The 16,856-nt window shown below is 70.6% G+C and carries 14 protein-coding genes; 12 read left to right on the top strand and 2 right to left on the bottom strand.

The genetic code is table 11. The features are described from left to right. Positions 1-45: 45 nt before the first annotated feature. The 4 genes from M4V62_RS05750 to M4V62_RS05735 all read left to right on the top strand — a co-directional run bounded on the left by M4V62_RS05750 (position 46) and on the right by M4V62_RS05735 (position 6,221). Entirely contained in the window at positions 46-1,314 is a 1,269-nt protein-coding gene (locus tag M4V62_RS05750) for a glycoside hydrolase 5 family protein (RefSeq protein ID WP_425574965.1), read from the top strand. 273 nt (positions 1,315-1,587) lie between these two features. Continuing rightward, a complete protein-coding gene (locus M4V62_RS05745) occupies positions 1,588-4,614 on the top strand; it encodes an alpha-mannosidase (RefSeq protein ID WP_249586133.1) in 3,027 nt (1,008 codons plus the stop codon). Between the two features lie 143 nt (positions 4,615-4,757). Beyond that, complete coding sequence (locus M4V62_RS05740; protein WP_249586132.1) at positions 4,758-5,804, top strand: hypothetical protein; 1,047 nt, start codon at positions 4,758-4,760, stop codon at positions 5,802-5,804. A 45-nt stretch (positions 5,805-5,849) separates the two neighbouring features. After that, the gene (locus M4V62_RS05735) at positions 5,850-6,221 is read left to right on the top strand and encodes a VOC family protein (protein ID WP_249586131.1); all 372 of its coding nucleotides are present in this window, start codon (positions 5,850-5,852) and stop codon (positions 6,219-6,221) included. 68 nt (positions 6,222-6,289) lie between these two features. Here the strand turns inward: M4V62_RS05735 and M4V62_RS05730 are convergent, their stop codons facing one another. Beyond that, positions 6,290-6,991 carry a FadR/GntR family transcriptional regulator gene (locus M4V62_RS05730; RefSeq protein ID WP_249586130.1) on the bottom strand — a complete coding sequence of 234 codons (702 nt, stop codon included), beginning with the start codon at positions 6,989-6,991 and terminating at the stop codon, positions 6,290-6,292. 233 nt (positions 6,992-7,224) lie between these two features. Here M4V62_RS05730 and M4V62_RS05725 point away from each other — a divergent pair, with 233 nt between their 5' ends. From M4V62_RS05725 to M4V62_RS05690, 8 genes are read left to right on the top strand one after another with little or no spacing between them, the layout of a single operon-like run. Further along, positions 7,225-8,310, top strand: coding sequence for a sugar ABC transporter substrate-binding protein (locus M4V62_RS05725; protein ID WP_249586129.1), 1,086 nt, complete (start codon positions 7,225-7,227; stop codon positions 8,308-8,310). An 8-nt stretch (positions 8,311-8,318) separates the two neighbouring features. After that, positions 8,319-9,920, top strand: a complete 1,602-nt coding sequence (locus tag M4V62_RS05720; RefSeq protein WP_249586128.1) for a sugar ABC transporter ATP-binding protein — start codon at positions 8,319-8,321, stop codon at positions 9,918-9,920. Then, a complete protein-coding gene (locus M4V62_RS05715) occupies positions 9,913-10,956 on the top strand; it encodes an ABC transporter permease (protein WP_249586127.1) in 1,044 nt (347 codons plus the stop codon). The genes M4V62_RS05720 and M4V62_RS05715 overlap by 8 nt, the downstream gene beginning before the upstream one ends. 49 nt (positions 10,957-11,005) lie before the next feature. Then, a complete protein-coding gene (locus M4V62_RS05710; RefSeq protein WP_249586126.1) occupies positions 11,006-12,346 on the top strand; it encodes an L-fuconate dehydratase in 1,341 nt (446 codons plus the stop codon). Beyond that, the gene (locus tag M4V62_RS05705) at positions 12,343-13,125 is read left to right on the top strand and encodes an SDR family NAD(P)-dependent oxidoreductase (RefSeq protein WP_249586125.1); all 783 of its coding nucleotides are present in this window, start codon (positions 12,343-12,345) and stop codon (positions 13,123-13,125) included. The genes M4V62_RS05710 and M4V62_RS05705 overlap by 4 nt, the downstream gene beginning before the upstream one ends. Continuing rightward, a complete protein-coding gene (locus M4V62_RS05700; protein ID WP_249586124.1) occupies positions 13,122-14,135 on the top strand; it encodes an aldo/keto reductase in 1,014 nt (337 codons plus the stop codon). The genes M4V62_RS05705 and M4V62_RS05700 overlap by 4 nt, the downstream gene beginning before the upstream one ends. Beyond that, a complete protein-coding gene (locus tag M4V62_RS05695) occupies positions 14,132-14,446 on the top strand; it encodes an L-rhamnose mutarotase (RefSeq protein WP_249586123.1) in 315 nt (104 codons plus the stop codon). The genes M4V62_RS05700 and M4V62_RS05695 overlap by 4 nt, the downstream gene beginning before the upstream one ends. A gap of 17 nt (positions 14,447-14,463) precedes the next feature. Then, positions 14,464-15,333 (top strand): amidohydrolase family protein, encoded by an 870-nt coding sequence (locus M4V62_RS05690; RefSeq protein WP_249586122.1) that lies wholly within the window; start codon positions 14,464-14,466, stop codon positions 15,331-15,333. On the opposite strand, the gene M4V62_RS05685 is transcribed toward M4V62_RS05690, so the two are convergent. Next, the gene (locus M4V62_RS05685; protein WP_249586121.1) at positions 15,321-16,739 is read right to left on the bottom strand and encodes a lipase maturation factor family protein; all 1,419 of its coding nucleotides are present in this window, start codon (positions 16,737-16,739) and stop codon (positions 15,321-15,323) included. The two genes, M4V62_RS05690 and M4V62_RS05685, sit on opposite strands and share 13 nt — an antisense overlap. Between the last annotated feature and the right edge of the window lie 117 nt (positions 16,740-16,856).

Here is a 16,856-nt window from a genome sequence, read left to right as displayed (position 1 = left end):
CACCCCCCGCACTCCCCCCGCCCCCCCCCGAGAACCAGGACTCGCATGCTTTCTGTGCCTTCCGTGCCTTCTGTGCCTTCCGAAGCGCCGCGCTTCGGCGCGAACTACACCCCCAGCCAGGGGTGGTTCCACCACTGGCTCGACTTCGACATCGACGCCGTGCGCGCCGATCTCGACGCGATCGCCGGGCTCGGCCTCGACCACATCCGGGTCTTCCCGATCTGGCCGTACTTCCAGCCCAACCGCACCCTCATCCGGCCGCGCGCCGTGGAGCAGCTCGTCGCCCTCGCGGACGCGGCGGCCGAGCGCGGGCTCGACGTCAACGTCGACGGACTGCAGGGGCATCTGTCGAGCTTCGACTTCCTGCCCGCGTGGACGCAGACCTGGCACCGGCGGAACATCTTCACCGACCCCGACGTGGTGGAGGGCGAGGTCGCCTACCTGAGGACGCTGGCATCGGCGCTCGCCGACCGGCCGAACTTCATCGGCATGACCATCGGCAACGAGGTCAACCAGTTCTCGGCGGGCCCGCATCCCGATCCGGACCGCATCACGCAGGAGCAGGCGGGGGAGTGGCTGCGGCGGGTGCTCGCCGCGTGCGAGGAGGGGGCGCCCGGCAAGCTGCATCTGCATGCCGAGTACGACGCCGCCTGGTACCAGGACGACCAGCCCTTCACCCCGGCCCAGGCCGCGCGGCTCGGTGGCGCGACCGCCGTGCACTCCTGGGTGTTCAACGGCACGGCACAGCGGCACGGGAGGGAGGGGGTCGCCACCGAGCACCATGCGGCGTACATGATCGAGCTGTCCAAGGCCTGGGCGGACGACCCGCACCGCCCGGTCTGGCTCCAGGAGGTGGGGGCGCCCGCTCCTCTCATCCCGGGGGAGCACGCGGCCTCCTTCACCGAGGCGACGGTGGCGGCGGCGCTGGACTGTGCGGATGTGTGGGGGGTGACGTGGTGGTGCTCGCACGATGTGTCGCGCGCGCTGTCGGACTTCCCTGAACTTGAGTACAGCCTGGGCCTGTTGACGAACGACGGGCGGGTCAAGCCGGGGGGTGAGGTGTTGGCTCGGCTCGCCAAGGAGTGGCGGGGGCGGGAGTACGCGCCTGCTGTGCGGACGAGTGCGGTGGTGGTCGGGGACTCGCCCTCGGAGCGGTCCGCGTGTGCTCCGGGGGGAGCGGTGTTCGAGGCGTTCTTCCGGCTGGTGGCGGACGGGGTGCGGCCCACTGCCGTGCTGGCGAGCCGGGCCGATGACTCGGGGCACTTGGCTGCGCGGGGCATTGTGGAGGTCGTGCGGCCGGGGGAGGTCGTCTAGGCCCAAGATCTGTCCCCAACCCCGCCCCTTCCCGAAAACTCGCTGGGCGCGAGGGCCTACCTGAGGCTCCGCCCCATACCCCGGACAAGATGTCCTCAATCGCCGGACGGGCTGAATCTTTCAGCCTGTCCGGCGATTGAGGACGAACTCGGCGGAGCCGGTGATGACGGCAACCAAGGCCCCCGCGCCGGAGCGGGTTTTCGGGAAGGGGCGGGGTCGGGGAAAGGAAACCGCCCATCCCGACCCGCACTCAACACACAAACGGAGAGCACCATGCACGACGACCGCACCCTCATCGAAGCCCGCCTCAAGCGCGTCCTCGACGAACGCATCCGCCCCGCCGTCTATCCGGAGTCCGTCCCCCTCGACGTCGCCGTCTGGACCGCTCCGGGTGAGCCCGTGCCCGTCGAAGAGGGGCTCGCGGCGCACCCCGAGCCGACGAAGGTCGGCGCCGCATGGGGCGCCCCCTGGGCCACCAGCTGGTTCCAGGTGACCGGCACCGTGCCCACGGAATGGGCGGGGAAGACCGTCGAGGCCATCCTCGACCTCGGCTTCGACGAGAACATGCCCGGCTTCCAGTGCGAGGGCCTGGTCTACCGCCCCGACGGCACCCCCGTGAAGGGCCTCAACCCCCGCAACCAGTGGGTGAGGATCGCCGCCCCGGCAACCGGCGGCGAAGACGTCCACCTGCACATCGAGGCCGCCTCCAACCCCGTCATCCTCGACTACCACCCCTTCCTGCCCACCCAGCTCGGCGACAAGGAGACGGCCGGCAGCGAGCCCCAGTACAAGCTCGCCCGCATGGACCTAGCCGTTTTCGACGAGAACGTGTGGCAGCTCGTCATCGATCTCGAAGTCCTCGGGGAGCTCATGCAGGAGCTCCCCGAGGACTCCGGACGCCGCTATGCCGTCGTCCGCGCCATCGGCCGCGCCCTGGACGCCGTCGACCTCCAGGACGTGAACGGCTCGGCGGCCGCGGCCCGCGCCGAGCTCGAAGGCGTGCTCGCCACCTCCGCCGAGCCCTCGGCCCACCGCATCAGCGCCGTCGGCCACGCACACATCGACTCCGCCTGGCTGTGGCCGCTGCGCGAGACGGTGCGCAAGGTCGCGCGTACGACGTCGAACATGACCGCGCTCATCGAGGACGAGCCGGACTTCGTCTTCGCCATGTCCCAGGCGCAGCAGTGGGCGTGGGTCAAGGAGCACCGGCCCGAGGTGTGGGCGAAGGTCAAGAAGGCGGTCGCCGACGGGCGGTTCGTGCCCGCGGGCGGCATGTGGGTCGAGTCGGACACGAACATGCCGGGGTCGGAGGCGATGGCCCGTCAGTTCGTGCACGGCAAGCGGTTCTTCCTTGATGAATTCGGTGTCGAGAACGACGAGGCCTGGCTGCCCGACACCTTCGGGTTCGCCGCCGGTCTGCCGCAGATCATCAAGGCGGCCGGCTCCAAGTGGCTGCTCACGCAGAAGATTTCGTGGTCGCAGACCAACCGATTCCCGCACCACACGTTCAACTGGGAAGGCATCGACGGCACCCGCATCTTCACGCACTTCCCGCCCGTCGACACCTACAACTGCTCGATGAAGGGCAGCGAGATCGCCCACGCGGCGAAGAACTTCAAGGACAAGGGAGTCGCCCGGCACTCCCTCGCACCGACCGGCTGGGGCGACGGAGGTGGCGGCACCACCCGCGAGATGATCGCGAAGGCGGGACGCCTGCGGAACCTGGAGGGCTCGGCGACCGTCGAGTGGGAGACCCCCGCGGCCTTCTTCGAGAAGGCCGAGGCGGAGTACCCGAACGCCCCTGTCTGGGTCGGCGAGTTGTACCTGGAGCTGCACCGCGCCACGCTCACCAGCCAGGCGGGCACCAAGCAGGGGAACCGCCGCAGCGAGCATCTGCTCCGTGAGGCGGAGCTGTGGGCGGCCACGGCTGCCGTGCGGTCGCCGGAATTCGCCTACCCCTACGAGGAGTTGGACCATATCTGGAAGACGGTCCTGCTCCACCAGTTCCACGACATCCTGCCCGGCTCGTCCATCGCCTGGGTGCACCGGGAAGCGCGCGCGACGTACGCGAAGGTCGCCGACGAGCTGAACGCGATCATCGACGCGGCCCAACGCGCGCTGGCGGGGGAGGGCGGCGGCACGGGCACCCTCGTCTTCAACTCCACCCCGCACACCCGTGACGGCGTCCCCGCGGGCGGCGCGCGGCCCGCTGCCATCGACGGCCAGTCGGCGATCGCCTCGCGCGCCGACGGCGGCTATGTCCTCGACAACGGCCTGCTGCGGGTCGAGATCGACGCGCGCGGTCTTGTCGTCTCGGCGTACGACATCGTGGCCGACCGGGAGACCGTCGCACCCGGCCAGGCGGCGAACCTGCCGCAGATCCACGCGGACTTCCCGAACATGTGGGACGCGTGGGACGTCGACGAGTTCTACCGGAACACGGTCACCGATCTCACGGAGGTGGATGCCCTTGAGCCGGGCGAGGACGGTGCCTCGGTCCGTGTCGTACGCAGTTTCGGTGACTCGCGGCTCACCCAGGTGCTGTCCCTGGCGCCCGGCTCCACGCGCCTGGACATCGACACGGAGGTCGACTGGCACGAGACGGAGAAGTTCCTGAAGCTGGCGTTCCCGCTGGACATCCACGCGGAGCGGTACGCGTCGGAGACGCAGTTCGGCCATTTCTACCGGGCCACGCACACCAACACGAGCTGGGAGGCCGCCAAGTTCGAGGCGTGCAACCACCGCTTCGTGCACATGGAGGAGCCGGGGTGGGGTGTCGCCCTGGTCAACGACTCGACGTACGGCCATGACGTGACACGCATGGTGCGCGCCTCGGACGCCGGTACGACCACGACGGTGCGCGCCTCGCTCCTTCGCGCCCCGCGCTTCCCCGACCCCGAGACCGACCAGGGCGTCCACCGCTTCCGGCACGCGCTGGTCCCTGGGGCCGGGATCGGCGACGCGGTGCGGGAGGGGTACCGGATCAACCTTCCCGAGCGGCGGATCACGGGCGGCGTAGAGGTGGCCCCGCTGGTGACGGTCGACAACGACGCCGTCGTCGTCACGGCGGTCAAGCTCGCCGACGACGGCAGCGGTGACGTGGTCGTCCGCTTCCACGAGTCGCGCGGCGGCCGTGCGAAGGCAACACTGGCCGCGGGCTTCCCGGTCGGCTCCGTCGAGGTGACGGATCTGCTGGAGCGGCCCCTGTCCGACGCGGCGGCGCCGGAGCGCTCGGGCGACACGGTCGCCCTGACGCTGCGGCCGTTCGAGCTGGTGACGCTGCGGCTGACGCGGGCGTGACGGCGATGTCCCGCTGAGCGGATGCCGTGCTCCCCGGTGAAGTGACGCCTGGTTTTGGACGGGTTGGAGGTCAGGGGGTGCCCCTGCCCGACCAGGTGTCACATGATGGGTCCCTGAGACTGCCGATCACCGGGGGGCACGGCATGGAGTCGACGGAACTCGCGGTCCTGGCGGTGGGGGTCGTCACGGCCGCGGCGGCGGGTGCGGCGACCGCGGTCGGCGAGGGAGCGGGCGCCGCGGTCGCCGAACTGGTGCGGGCCCGTCTGGCGGGGACCGAGCGGGGGCGCGTGGCGCTTGCGGGGCTCGACGGGGAAGGGGAGGGCGGGGCCGCCGAGGCGGAGGCGCGGACCGTGCTGCGGCAGGAGATCGACGCCGATCCGGAGCTGGGGCGCCGGTTGGCGCTGCATCTGGACGCACCGACGACGTACAACCGCGATTCGGTGATCATCACCGGCAGCCGCATCAATCGCAGCCCCATCGCGCTCGGACCTCTGACGGTCAACAACACCGCAGGTGGTCGGACCACCCTGGCCCTGGTCGGCGTACTGCTTCTGGCCCTGGTCGCGCTCGCCCTGTACGGCGGGACGCAGCTGATCACCGCCGACGACGACCCGAAGAGCGGCCAGTCGCAACAGTCGGAGGGCAAGGACGGCAAGGGCGGGGTGGACAGCGCTGCCGGGGAGGGCGACGAGGGGCGCAGCCGCACCCGTGCGCTGACGGTGGACGAGGCCCGCGAGACCCTGCCCACCCGGCAGGACATGCCGCTGGGCTGGACGCTCTACAACACCGCCGGGGCCAACAAGGCCGAGCCGGGCGCCTGCCACGAAGGGGGCACGGGGTTCGAGTCGAGGGACCCCGAGGCTGGAAACCTCAGGGCCGAGTTCCAGGTCTACGCCTGTACGTCGCCCGCCCAGGCCACCCGCTTGCACAAGGAGTTGGTCCGGCGACAGTCCGGCTACGACAAGACGACGCCGCTCTCCGCCCCGCCCCTCGGTGACCAGAGCACGGCCCTCACGTACTACAAGTCCCCCGAGGACAGCACCATGGCCTTCTCGGTGGTCCGCGTGGGCAGCACAGTGACCTGGCTCCGCCTCGGAGAGGTCAACGACCAGCCATCGTACGAAGCCCGCCTCGAAGACCTGACCCGCATCTTCGTCGAACGGACGGAGCGGATCCTGACCGGCTCATGAACCGGCCCCAGGCGGTGACGCCAACTGCCGGTCACACTGGTCCACATGCCTGCCTCCCTGCATCACATCGTCATCGACGCCCACGATCTGCCCGCCCTGGCCCGGTTCTGGTCCGAGGCCCTCGGCTGGCGGATCCTGTCCGAGCGGGAGCGGGAGGTCGTGATCGGCCCGGACGAGACCGCGCCGGTGGGGATCTGCTTCATGCCGGTGACGGACCGCAAGGCCGTCAAGAACCGGCTGCATCTCGATCTGACGTCCGCAGCCGAGGACCGGGACGCCGAGATCGAGCGCCTGCTCGCACTCGGCGCCCGCAGGGCGGCGGTCGGGCAGAGCGGTGCGGAGTCATGGACTGTGCTGGCCGACCCGGAGGGGAACGAATTCTGCGTGGTCCGTCCGAAGGAGACCCTCATCGGTTAGGGCCTGCGCCCAGGTGGGCCGCTCGGTGGTGGATGGACGCGTGCCTGATGGCCGAGCAGCCACCACCGCTACCCCTCCAACTGCCCCCGCAGCCACTCCTCCACCTCACCCACATGCGCCGCCGCCGCGGCCCTGGCCGCCTCCGGGTCCCTGGCCACCAGGGCCCGGTGGATGCGCGCGTGCTCGCGGCGGGTGCGTTCGAAGGCGCCCTCCTCCTGGTAGCCGCGCCATACCCGTGCGCGGAACGTGCGCGAGGACAGGCCCTCCAGGATCGCCGCCATCGTGTCGTTGCCCGCCGCGAAGGCGATCGTGCGGTGGAACGCCAGGTCGTGGGAGAGGATCTCCTCCGGATCCTCCGTGGCGTTCATCGCCTCCAAGTGCTTCTCGACGTCGGCCAGTTGGTCCGCCGAGATGCGCGCGGCCGCCAGCGCCGTCGCCGTGGACTCCAGGACCCGGCGCACCTCAAGGAGTTCCACGAGCCGCGGTCCGCGTGACAGGTCGGCCACGACGCCGAAGGTCTCCAGGAGGTCTCCGGCCTCCAACTGCGTGACGTAGATGCCCGAACCGTGCCGGGCCTCCAGGACCCCCATCACCGTGAGCGCGCGGATCGCCTCCCGCATGGAACTGCGCGAGATGCCGAGCTGGGTCGCCAAGTCCCGCTCCGTCGGCAGCCGTTCACCCGGTTCCAGACGGCCCTCGCCGATCATCGCCTTGATCTGCTCGATGGCCCGCCCGGTCACGGTGCCCTTCTGCGGGGCGGTCTGGTCCACGTAACGCTCCTCCACTAGCCGAGTGCGCCGCAGTCTAATCAGAGATGTGGTCGGACCACTACGGCTCAAAACAAGGAAAAATTGGCGACGAGGGGTGTTGTGAGCGCCAAGTGGTCTGATAAATATTCGCCCATCAGTCGCTGGGAACCGCTGGGAATCGCCAGAACTTCGTCCGATCACGCTCGATCCACGCTCGATCCATACTCGATTCACGCTCGATGAGGAGCCGTCAGATGGCCGGCAGTACAGTGCGCAACACGTCCAGCAGGGCGGGGATTTCGCGGGCGGCGCGGATCGCCGCCGCGGCGGCCTGCGCGTCCCTCGTGCTCACCGCATGCGGCAGTACGAAGGACAGCGCGGCGCCCGCGGGCGGCGAAGGCGGCGGAGAGGGCAAGGTCGGGGTGATCCTGCCCCTGCTGACCTCGCCCTTCTGGCAGTCGTACAACGACTACGTGCCGAAGATGGCGAAGTCCGAGGACGTCGACGCGCTCAAGACGGTCAACTCCAACAGCGACCCCTCGCAGCAGATCACCGACATCAACAACCAGCTCAACCAGGGGGTCAAGGGTCTCGTCGTCGCGCCCCTCGACAGCGCCGCCATCTCCGCCGGGCTCGACCAGGCCGAACGCAAGGGCGTCCCCGTGGTCGCCGTCGACGTGGCCCCCGAGAAGGGCAAGGTCGCGATGGTCGTGCGGGCCAACAACGTCGCGTACGGCGAGAAGGCCTGTGACTACCTCGGCAAGCAGGTCAAGACCGGCAAGGTCGTCCAGATCATGGGAGACCTCGCCTCCGTCAACGGCCGTGAGCGCTCCGAGGCGTTCCGCACCTGCGTGAAGAAGAAGTACCCCGAGCTCAAGGTCCTGGAGATCCCCGCCAAGTGGGAGTCCGACACGGCCGCGTCGAAGCTCGACACGCTGCTCAACTCCAACCCCGACATCAAGGGCATCTACATGCAGGCGGGCGGCGTCTACCTCGCGCCCACCCTGCAGACCCTGAAGTCCAAGAAGATGCTGAAGAAGACGGGCGAGAAGGGCCACATCACCGTCATCTCGAACGACGGCATCCCGCAGGAGTTCGACGCCATCCGCAAGGGCCAGATCGACGCGACCGTCTCGCAGCCCGCCGACGCGTACGCCAAGTACGGGATGTACTACATCAAGGCCGCGATGAACGGGAAGAAGTTCAAGCCGGGCCCGACCGACCACGACTCCACCATCGTGAAGCTGCCCAGCGGCATTCTCGAGGACCAGCTGCCCGCCCCGCTGGTCACCAAGCAGAACGTGGACGACTCCAAGCTGTGGGGCAACACGGTCAAATGAGTACGCCGATGACCAAGTCCCCTGCTCCGGGGCCGACGGCGCTCGTCGAAGCGACCGGCATAGCCAAGCGGTACGGACCCACCGTCGCGCTGCAGGACGGACAGCTGACCGTCCTGCCCGGTGAGTCCCACGCCCTCGTCGGCCGCAACGGCGCGGGCAAGTCCACCCTCGTCACCATCCTCACCGGCCTCCAGGCCCCGGACGCGGGCACCGTCCTCTTCGACGGCGAGCCCGCGCCGCCGCTCACCGACCGCGACGCCTGGCGCCGCAAGGTGGCCTGCGTCTATCAGAAGCCGACGGTCGTGCCCGATCTGACCGTCGCAGAGAACCTCTTCATCAACCGGCAGCCCGAGGGCCGCGGCGGCTTCATCAGCTGGCGCAAACTGCGCACGCAGGCCGCCGAGGTGCTCGACACCTGGGACGTGCGGGTCGACCCGGAAGCGCGTACCGCCGACCTCAAGGTCGAGGACCGCCAAATGGTCGAGATCGCACGGGCGTTGAGCTTCGGCGCGCGCTTCATCGTCCTGGACGAGCCCACCGCGCAGCTCGACAACCGCGAGATCGAGCGCCTCTTCACGCGCATGCGGGCGCTCCAGGAGTCCGGGGTCACCTTCCTCTTCATCTCGCACCACCTCCAGGAGGTGTACGAGGTGTGCCAGACCGTCACCGTCCTGCGCGACGCCCGCTGGATCACCACGGCCCCCGTGGCCGATCTGCCGCGCGCCGCCCTCGTCGAAGCGATGGCGGGCGAGGCCCTGCGGGAGAAGGAAGCCGCCGAGGAGTCCGTCGCGAGGGCCGAGGTCCCCGCCGACGCCCCGGTGATGCTCGACGTCACGGGCCTCACCAGCCAGTCGTACGAGGACATCGGCCTGACCGTCCGCAAGGGCGAGGTCGTCGGCCTCGCCGGATCCAGCGGCAGCGGCAAGATCAACCTCGCCGAGACCTTCGCGGGGCTGCACACACCGACCGGCGGAAGCGCCCGGCTCGACGGCAGGCAGCTCCCGTTCGGCGACGTGAGCGCCACGCTGCGGGCCGGCGTCGGCTGCGTCCCGCGCGACCGGCACGACCAGGGCCTGGTCTTCGGGATGACGATCGGCGACAACGCCACGATGACCGTGCTCGACCGGCTCGGGAAGTACGGCTTCGTCGGCACCGAGCGCAAGCGCGGCTTCGCCGAGGAGCTGATCGACCGCCTCGACATCCACGCCGAGGGGCCCGACCAGCCCGTGTCCGACCTCTCCGGCGGCAACGCGCAGAAGGTCGTCATGGCGCGAGCGCTCGCCTCCGACCCTCGGCTCCTCGTCCTCATCAATCCCACCGCCGGCGTGGACGTGAAGTCCAAGGAGTCGCTGCTCGCCCGGATGGACAACGCCCGCGAGGACGGCACCGCCGTCCTCGTCGTCTCCGACGAGCTGGACGACCTGCGGCGATGCGACCGCGTCCTGGTCCTCTTCCACGGCCGGATCGTCGCCGAGCACGCGGCGGGCTTCACCGACCACGACCTGATCGCATCGATCGAAGGGGTGGGCGAGACGGGCCCCGAACGGGGCAACGGCGCGACAAGCCCCCACCGGCCCGCAGCCAAAGAACAAGGAGACAGCCGTGGCTGACACGAAGGCCCCGTCGGCCTCGACCACACCGGACCTGACCGCGAAGACCGACAACGCCCGCGCCCAGGCGCGCTCGGTGCTGTTCCGCCGCGCCCGCGAACTCGCCCTAGTACCCGCCCTGTTGCTGCTCATGCTGCTCGGCGCCCTGGTGAACGACTCGTTCCTCACCGAACGCAACCTCATCTCCATCCTCGGCGCCTCCGCGGCCCTCGCGATGGTCGTGCTCGCCGAGTCGCTCGTCCTCATCACCGGCAAGTTCGACCTCTCCCTGGAGTCGGTCGTCGGCATCGCGCCCGCCGTCGGCGCGCTGCTCGTGCTGCCCGCCGCGCAGGCCGGATTCGGCACCGAGATGCCCGCCGTGGTGGCCCTGCTCGCGATCCTCGTCGTCGGCGCGGTCATCGGCGCCTTCAACGGCATCCTCGTGGTCAAGCTCAAGCTCAACGCGTTCATCGTCACGCTCGCCATGCTGATCGTGCTGCGCGGACTGCTCGTCGGCGCGACCGAGGGCAAGACGCTCTTCGGGATGCCCGGCGCCTTCTACACCCTCGCCACCTCGACGTTCCTGACCATCCCGCTCTCCGTGTGGCTCGCCGCCCTCGCCTTCGGCATCGCGGGCTTCGTCCTCAAGTACCACCGCGTGGGGCGCGCCCTGTACGCGATCGGCGGCAACCCGGACGCGGCACGCGCCGCAGGCATCCGCGTCGAGCGCGTGATGCTCGGGGTGTTCGTCGTCGCCGGTGTCCTCGCCGCCGTCGGCGGACTCATGCAGACCGGCTACGTCGGCGCGATCAACGCCAACCAGGGCCAGAACATGATCTTCACCGTGTTCGCGGCCGCGGTCATCGGCGGCATCAGCCTGGACGGCGGCAAGGGCACCATGTTCGGCGCCCTGACCGGCGTCCTGCTGCTCGGCGTCGTACAGAACCTGCTCACTCTCGCCCAGGTGCCTTCCTTCTGGATCCAGGCCATCTACGGCGGAATCATCCTGGTCGCCCTGATGATCGCGCGCGTCACCACCGGCCGTGCACAGGACTGACCCCGCTCCGGGTTCCCCGTCTCGTTGCCCCTTTCCGGAAAGGCCTCCTGTGTCCCCGACTCCCGCCCGCATCACCGCGGTCGACACCTTCGACGTACGGTTCCCGACCTCGCGGGAACTGGACGGATCCGACGCGATGAACCCGGACCCCGACTACTCCGCCGCCTATGTGGTCCTGCGCACCGACGCGGACGACGGCCTGGAGGGGCACGGCTTCACCTTCACCATCGGGCGCGGCAACGACGTCCAGGTCGCCGCGATCGAGGCGCTGCGCCATCACGTGCTCGGGCGGTCCGTCGAGGAACTCTGCGCCGATCCGGGGACGTTGAACCGCGACCTGATCGGGGACAGCCAACTGCGCTGGCTCGGGCCCGAGAAGGGCGTGATGCACATGGCCATCGGCGCCGTCGTCAACGCGCTGTGGGATCTGGCGGCCAAGCGGGCACGGAAGCCGCTGTGGCGGTTCCTGGCGGACGCCGAGCCCCAGTGGCTGGTATCCCAGGTCGACTTCCGCTACATCGCCGATGCCCTCACCCCGCAAGAGGCCCTGGCTATCCTCCAGTTGGGCAGGCGCGGAGCCGCCGAGCGCGAAGTCCTGTTGCGGGAGCGCGGCTACCCCGGCTACACGACGTCGCCGGGCTGGCTCGGCTACAGCGACGAGAAGCTGACCCGCCTCGCGCGCCAGGCCGTGGCCGACGGCTTCACCCAGATCAAGCTGAAGGTCGGCGCGGATCTGGCGGACGACGTACGCCGCTGCCGTACCGCCCGTGAGGCGATCGGCCCCGACATCCGGATGGCGATCGACGCCAACCAGCGCTGGAACGTCGGCGAAGCCGTCGAGTGGACGCGCGCGCTCGCGGAGTTCGACCCGTACTGGGTCGAGGAGCCCACGAGCCCCGACGACGTCCTCGGCCACGCGGCGATCCGCAAGGCGGTCGCGCCGGTCAAGGTCGCCACCGGCGAGCATGTGCAGAACCGCATCGTCTTCAAGCAGCTCCTCCAGGCGGGCGCCATCGACGTGCTGCAGATCGACGCGGCCCGCGTCGGCGGCGTCAACGAGAACCTCGCCATCCTGCTGCTCGCTGCCAAGTTCGGCGTCCCGGTCTGCCCGCACGCCGGTGGCGTGGGCCTGTGCGAACTCGTCCAGCACCTGTCGATGTTCGACTACGTGGCCCTGTCCGGGACCACCGAGAACCGCGTCATCGAGTACGTCGACCATCTCCACGACCACTTCATCGACCCGGTCGTGCTGCGCGACGGCCACTACACGGCCCCCACCGCGCCGGGCTTCTCGGCCGCGATGCGGGCCGAGTCGCTCGCCGAATTCACCTATCCGGACGGCGCCTTCTGGGCCGCCGACCTCGCTCAGGGCAAAGGAGCAGCCGCATGACGGACGCCCGCGACTTCCAGAACGTCCAGGACTTCGAGGGCCTGAAGGCCCTGGTCACCGGCGGAGCCTCCGGCATCGGGCGGGCCACGGCCGAACTGCTCGCCGCGCGCGGCGCCCGGGTCGCCGTGCTCGACCTCAATCCGGACGACGTCGAGAAGCCGCTCACCGGCTACCGCGCCGACGTCTCGGATGACGCGTCGGTGCGCGAAGCCGTCGCCGCCGCCGTGGCCGACCTCGGCGGACTCGACGTACTGATCAACAATGCGGGCATCGGCGCGCAGGGCACCGTCGAGGACAACGACGACGCCCAGTGGCACCAGGTGCTCGACGTGAACGTCCTCGGCATCGTGCGCACCACCCGAGCCGCCCTGCCCCACCTGCGCGCCTCCACCCGGGCGGCGATCGTCAACACCTGCTCCATCGCCGCGACCGCGGGCCTCCCGCAGCGCGCCCTGTACTCCGCGTCGAAGGGCGCGGTGCTCTCCCTGACGCTCGCCATGGCCGCGGACCACGTACGCGAAGGGGTGCGCGTCAACTGCGTCAACCCCGGCACCGTCGACACCCCGTGGGTCGGCCGCCTCCTGGACGCCGCGCCGGACCCGGCGGCCGAGCGTGCCGCACTCGCGGCCCGCCAGCCCACGGGACGCCTCGTCACGGCGGACGAAGTCGCGGGCGCGGTGGCCTACTTGGCGAGCCCGCTCTCCGGTGCCACCACCGGCACCGCGCTGGCCGTCGACGGCGGAATGCAGGGCCTGCGGCTCCGCCCGGTGGGCCAGTGAGCGGCATAGCCCGGCGCACCCTTGGACCCGGCGGCGTCGAGGTGACCGAGCTGTCCTTCGGCGCCGCCGGCCTCGGCAACCTCTACACGCCGATCGGCGACGAGGAGGCGGCCGGGGCGATCGACGCGGCATGGGACGCGGGCATCCGCTACTTCGACACGGCGCCGCACTACGGCATCGGCCTGTCCGAGCGCAGGCTGGGCGAGGCGCTGCGGGCCCGCCCCCGGGAGACGTACACGCTCTCGACCAAGGCGGGGCGCCTCCTCGAAGCGGTGGAGAGGCCGGAAGGCGACGACCTCGCCCACGGCTTCGCCGTGCCCGCCACGCACCGCCGTGTCTGGGACTTCAGCGCGGACGGCGTCCGCCGCTCCCTGGAGGCGAGCCTGACCCGCCTCGGCCTCGACCGCGTCGACATCGTCTACCTCCACGACCCGGACGACCACGCGGAACAGGCCTTCCGTGAGGGGTATCCGGCCCTGGAGCGGCTGCGCTCCGAGGGCGTCGTCGGCGCGATCGGCGCGGGCATGAACCAGACGCGGATGCTCACCCGCTTCGTCCGTGACACGGACGTAGACGCCGTGCTGTGCGCGGGCCGCTACACGCTCCTGGACCAGAGTGCCCTGGCCGATCTGCTGCCGGCGGCGCGGGAGCGCGGCAAGGCGGTGGTCATCGGCGGCGTCTTCAACTCGGGCCTCCTGGCCGACCCCAGGCCCGGCGCGACCTACGACTACACGACCGCACCCCGCGCCCTCGTGGACTGCGCGCTGCGGTTCAAGGCGATGGCGGAGCGGCACGGAACGACGCTGCGCGCTGCGGCCCTGGCCTTCCCTCTGGCCCACCCGGCGGTGGCCACCGTCCTGGTCGGCGCCCGATCGTCGCACGAAGTCCGGGACGCGGCAGCGCAGTTCGCCTCCGCCGTCCCCGCCGGCTTCTGGAAGGAAGCACGCGCCGAAGGGCTGCTGCCCGCCGGTGCACCCGTCCCCGGAGAAGACCGAGAGGACCCCGCGTGAGAGTCGCCCTGCACACCAAGGTCCACGCCGACCGCGTCGCCGAGTACGACGCCGCGCACCGCGAGGTGCCCGCCGAGCTCGTCGCCGCCATCCGCGCGGCGGGCGCCACCTCCTGGACGATCTGGCGCAGCGGCACCGATCTCTTCCACGTCCTGGAGTGCGAGGACTACGCCCGCATGCTCGCCGAGCTGGACAGGCTGCCGGTCAACATCGCCTGGCAGGCCCGCATGGCCGAGCTCCTCGACGTCGTCCACGACTACTCGGCCGAGGGCTCCGATGCCGGGCTGCCCGTCGTGTGGGAGCTGCCGTGACGCCGCCGGGAGCCGCCGTGACAGCGCCGGGAGCCGCGGTGACACCGCACCTCGTCGACTCCCACCACCACGTGTGGGACCTCTCCGTACGCGACCAGGAATGGATCACCGGCGATGCGCTCGCCCCGATCCGCCGGAACTTCTCCCACGCCGACCTCCTGCCCGAGGCCCGCGCCGCCGGTGTCACCGCGACCGTCCTGGTCCAGACGGTCACCGTCGCCGAGGAGACCCCCGAGTTCCTCGCCCTGGCGGCGGACAGCGACCTGGTGGCAGGCGTCGTCGGATGGACCGACCTCACCCGCCCGGACGCCGCCGACGTACTCGCCGAGCTGGGTCAACTCCCGGGCGGACAACACCTCGTGGGCATCCGCCACCAGGTCCAGGGCGAGCCCGACCCGCAGTGGCTGCTGCGGCCCGACGTGCGCCGTGGCCTGGCGGCGGTCGGCGCGGCGGGTCTGGCCTACGACCTCGTCGTCCTGCCCCACCAGCTCCCCGTCTGCGTCAAGGCCGCCCAGGAGCACCCCGAACTCACCTTCGTGCTCGACCACTTGGGTAAGCCGCCCATCGCCTCCGGCGCCCTCGAACCCTGGGCGGCGGCGGTCCGGGCGCTCGCCGCGCTGCCCAACACCGTCTGCAAACTCTCCGGCCTGGTGACCGAGGCCGACCCGAAGGCCTGGACGGTCGACGACCTGCGCCCGTACGCGGACACCGTCCTGGACGCCTTCGGCCCCGACCGGCTGATGTTCGGCTCCGACTGGCCCGTCAGCACCCTGGCCGCCACGTACGGCGAAGTCGTCGAAGCAGCCCGGCAGTTGACCTCATCACTGAGCGAAGGCGAGCGCGCCGCCCTCTTCGCCGGGACCGCGACCCGCGTCTACCGCCTCTGATCCACCCGTGTCGGCGGCAGGAACTCCCGCACGAACGTCCGCTCCCAGCAGGCGCCCGTCTCGCGCAGCTCACGCCAGGTCGTGTAGCGGTAGCGGAAGAGGCGGGCGCGGATGTACGCGGGCGGGGCCTGTGGCGGGAACGGGACGTGGCGCAGCAGCCGCAGCGTGTCACGGTCGCCGTCCAGGAGGCGCTCCACCAGCGGGCCGAACCATGGCCTCGCGTACGCGGGGGAGAGCGCGGCGAACCACATCATCCAGTCGAGCCGCAGATGGTACGGCGCGAACTGCCGCGGCCAGCGGCGCACATCGCCCGGCTTGCCCTTGAACTCGTACTCACGCCACTCGGAGTCCTGGCGGGGCGTCAGGTCCGACGTGCCCTCGACGATCACCTCCTGGCGGACGCGGCTGACGCTGCCGAACGCCCCGTAGGCGTTGACGAGATGGAGCGGGTCGAAGGAGTAGTTCATGATCTGCCGCCGCGAGAACAGATTGCGCGCGGGACGGTAACTCAGGCCGAGGATCAGCGCCGTCACCGCGATGACCGCCACCTCGTACCAGAGCGGGGGAGCGGGTGGCTGCGACGGCGCTCCTGCGCCGCCGAAGTCCACGACGGAGACGGCGAGCACGATCGTCAGCCAGTTCAGCCAGGCGAAGTTCCCCGAAAGGACCAGCCACAGCTGGGTGGCGATCATCAGACAGGCCGCGGCCGTCGCGATCGGCTGCGGTGTGAACAGCAGGACGGGCACGACGAGTTGGGTGAAGTGGTTCGCCGCGACCTCCACCCGGTGGACCGGCCCCGGAAGATGGTGGAAGAACCAGCTCAGCGGCCCCGGCATCGGCTGGGTCTCGTGGTGGAAGTCCAGGCAGGTCAGCTTGCGCCAGCAGGCGTCGCCGCGCATTTTGATCAGCCCGGCCCCGAACTCGACGCGGAACAGCACCCAGCGGAGCAGGAAGAGCACGAGGACCGGCGGCGCCGTCTCGTCGTTGCCGAGGAAGACGGCGAGGAAGCCCACCTCCAGGAGCAGCGACTCCCAGCCGAAGCCGTACCAGGTCTGCCCCACGTTCACGATCGAGAGGTACAGGGCCCACGGCACGGCCCACAGCAGCATGCCGCCCCACAGAGGGAGGAGACCGTCGGCGCCCGCGAGCAGCGCGAGGGCGCAGGCGCAGCCCGTCCACGCGACGAGGGCGAAGAAGCGGTCCGAGTAGTGGAGCTGGAAGAGGCTCGGCGCCCTGCGGAACGGCACGCCCTCGACATGGCGCGGCACCGGCAGCATGCCGCGCTCCCCGATCAGCGCCCGGAACTGCAGCGCAGCCCCCAGGAACGCGAAGAGGTAGACGGCGGCGAGCGCCCGCTGGAACACGAGGCGGCCGAGCCAGTACTGATCTGCGGTGAACCACTCCACAAGGCCATCTTGCGCCCAAAGCGGCCCGGCCCCCTCCCGGCCCGCGGACACGCTCCGGCTTGCGCACCGGCTCCGGCTGCCCCAGAGAATGGGGGCAAAGTGCCCGATAACAGGCGG

This window comes from Streptomyces durmitorensis, from assembly GCF_023498005.1.
Classification (GTDB): domain Bacteria; phylum Actinomycetota; class Actinomycetes; order Streptomycetales; family Streptomycetaceae; genus Streptomyces; species Streptomyces durmitorensis.
This window is presented reverse-complemented; position numbering and strand designations above follow the sequence as displayed.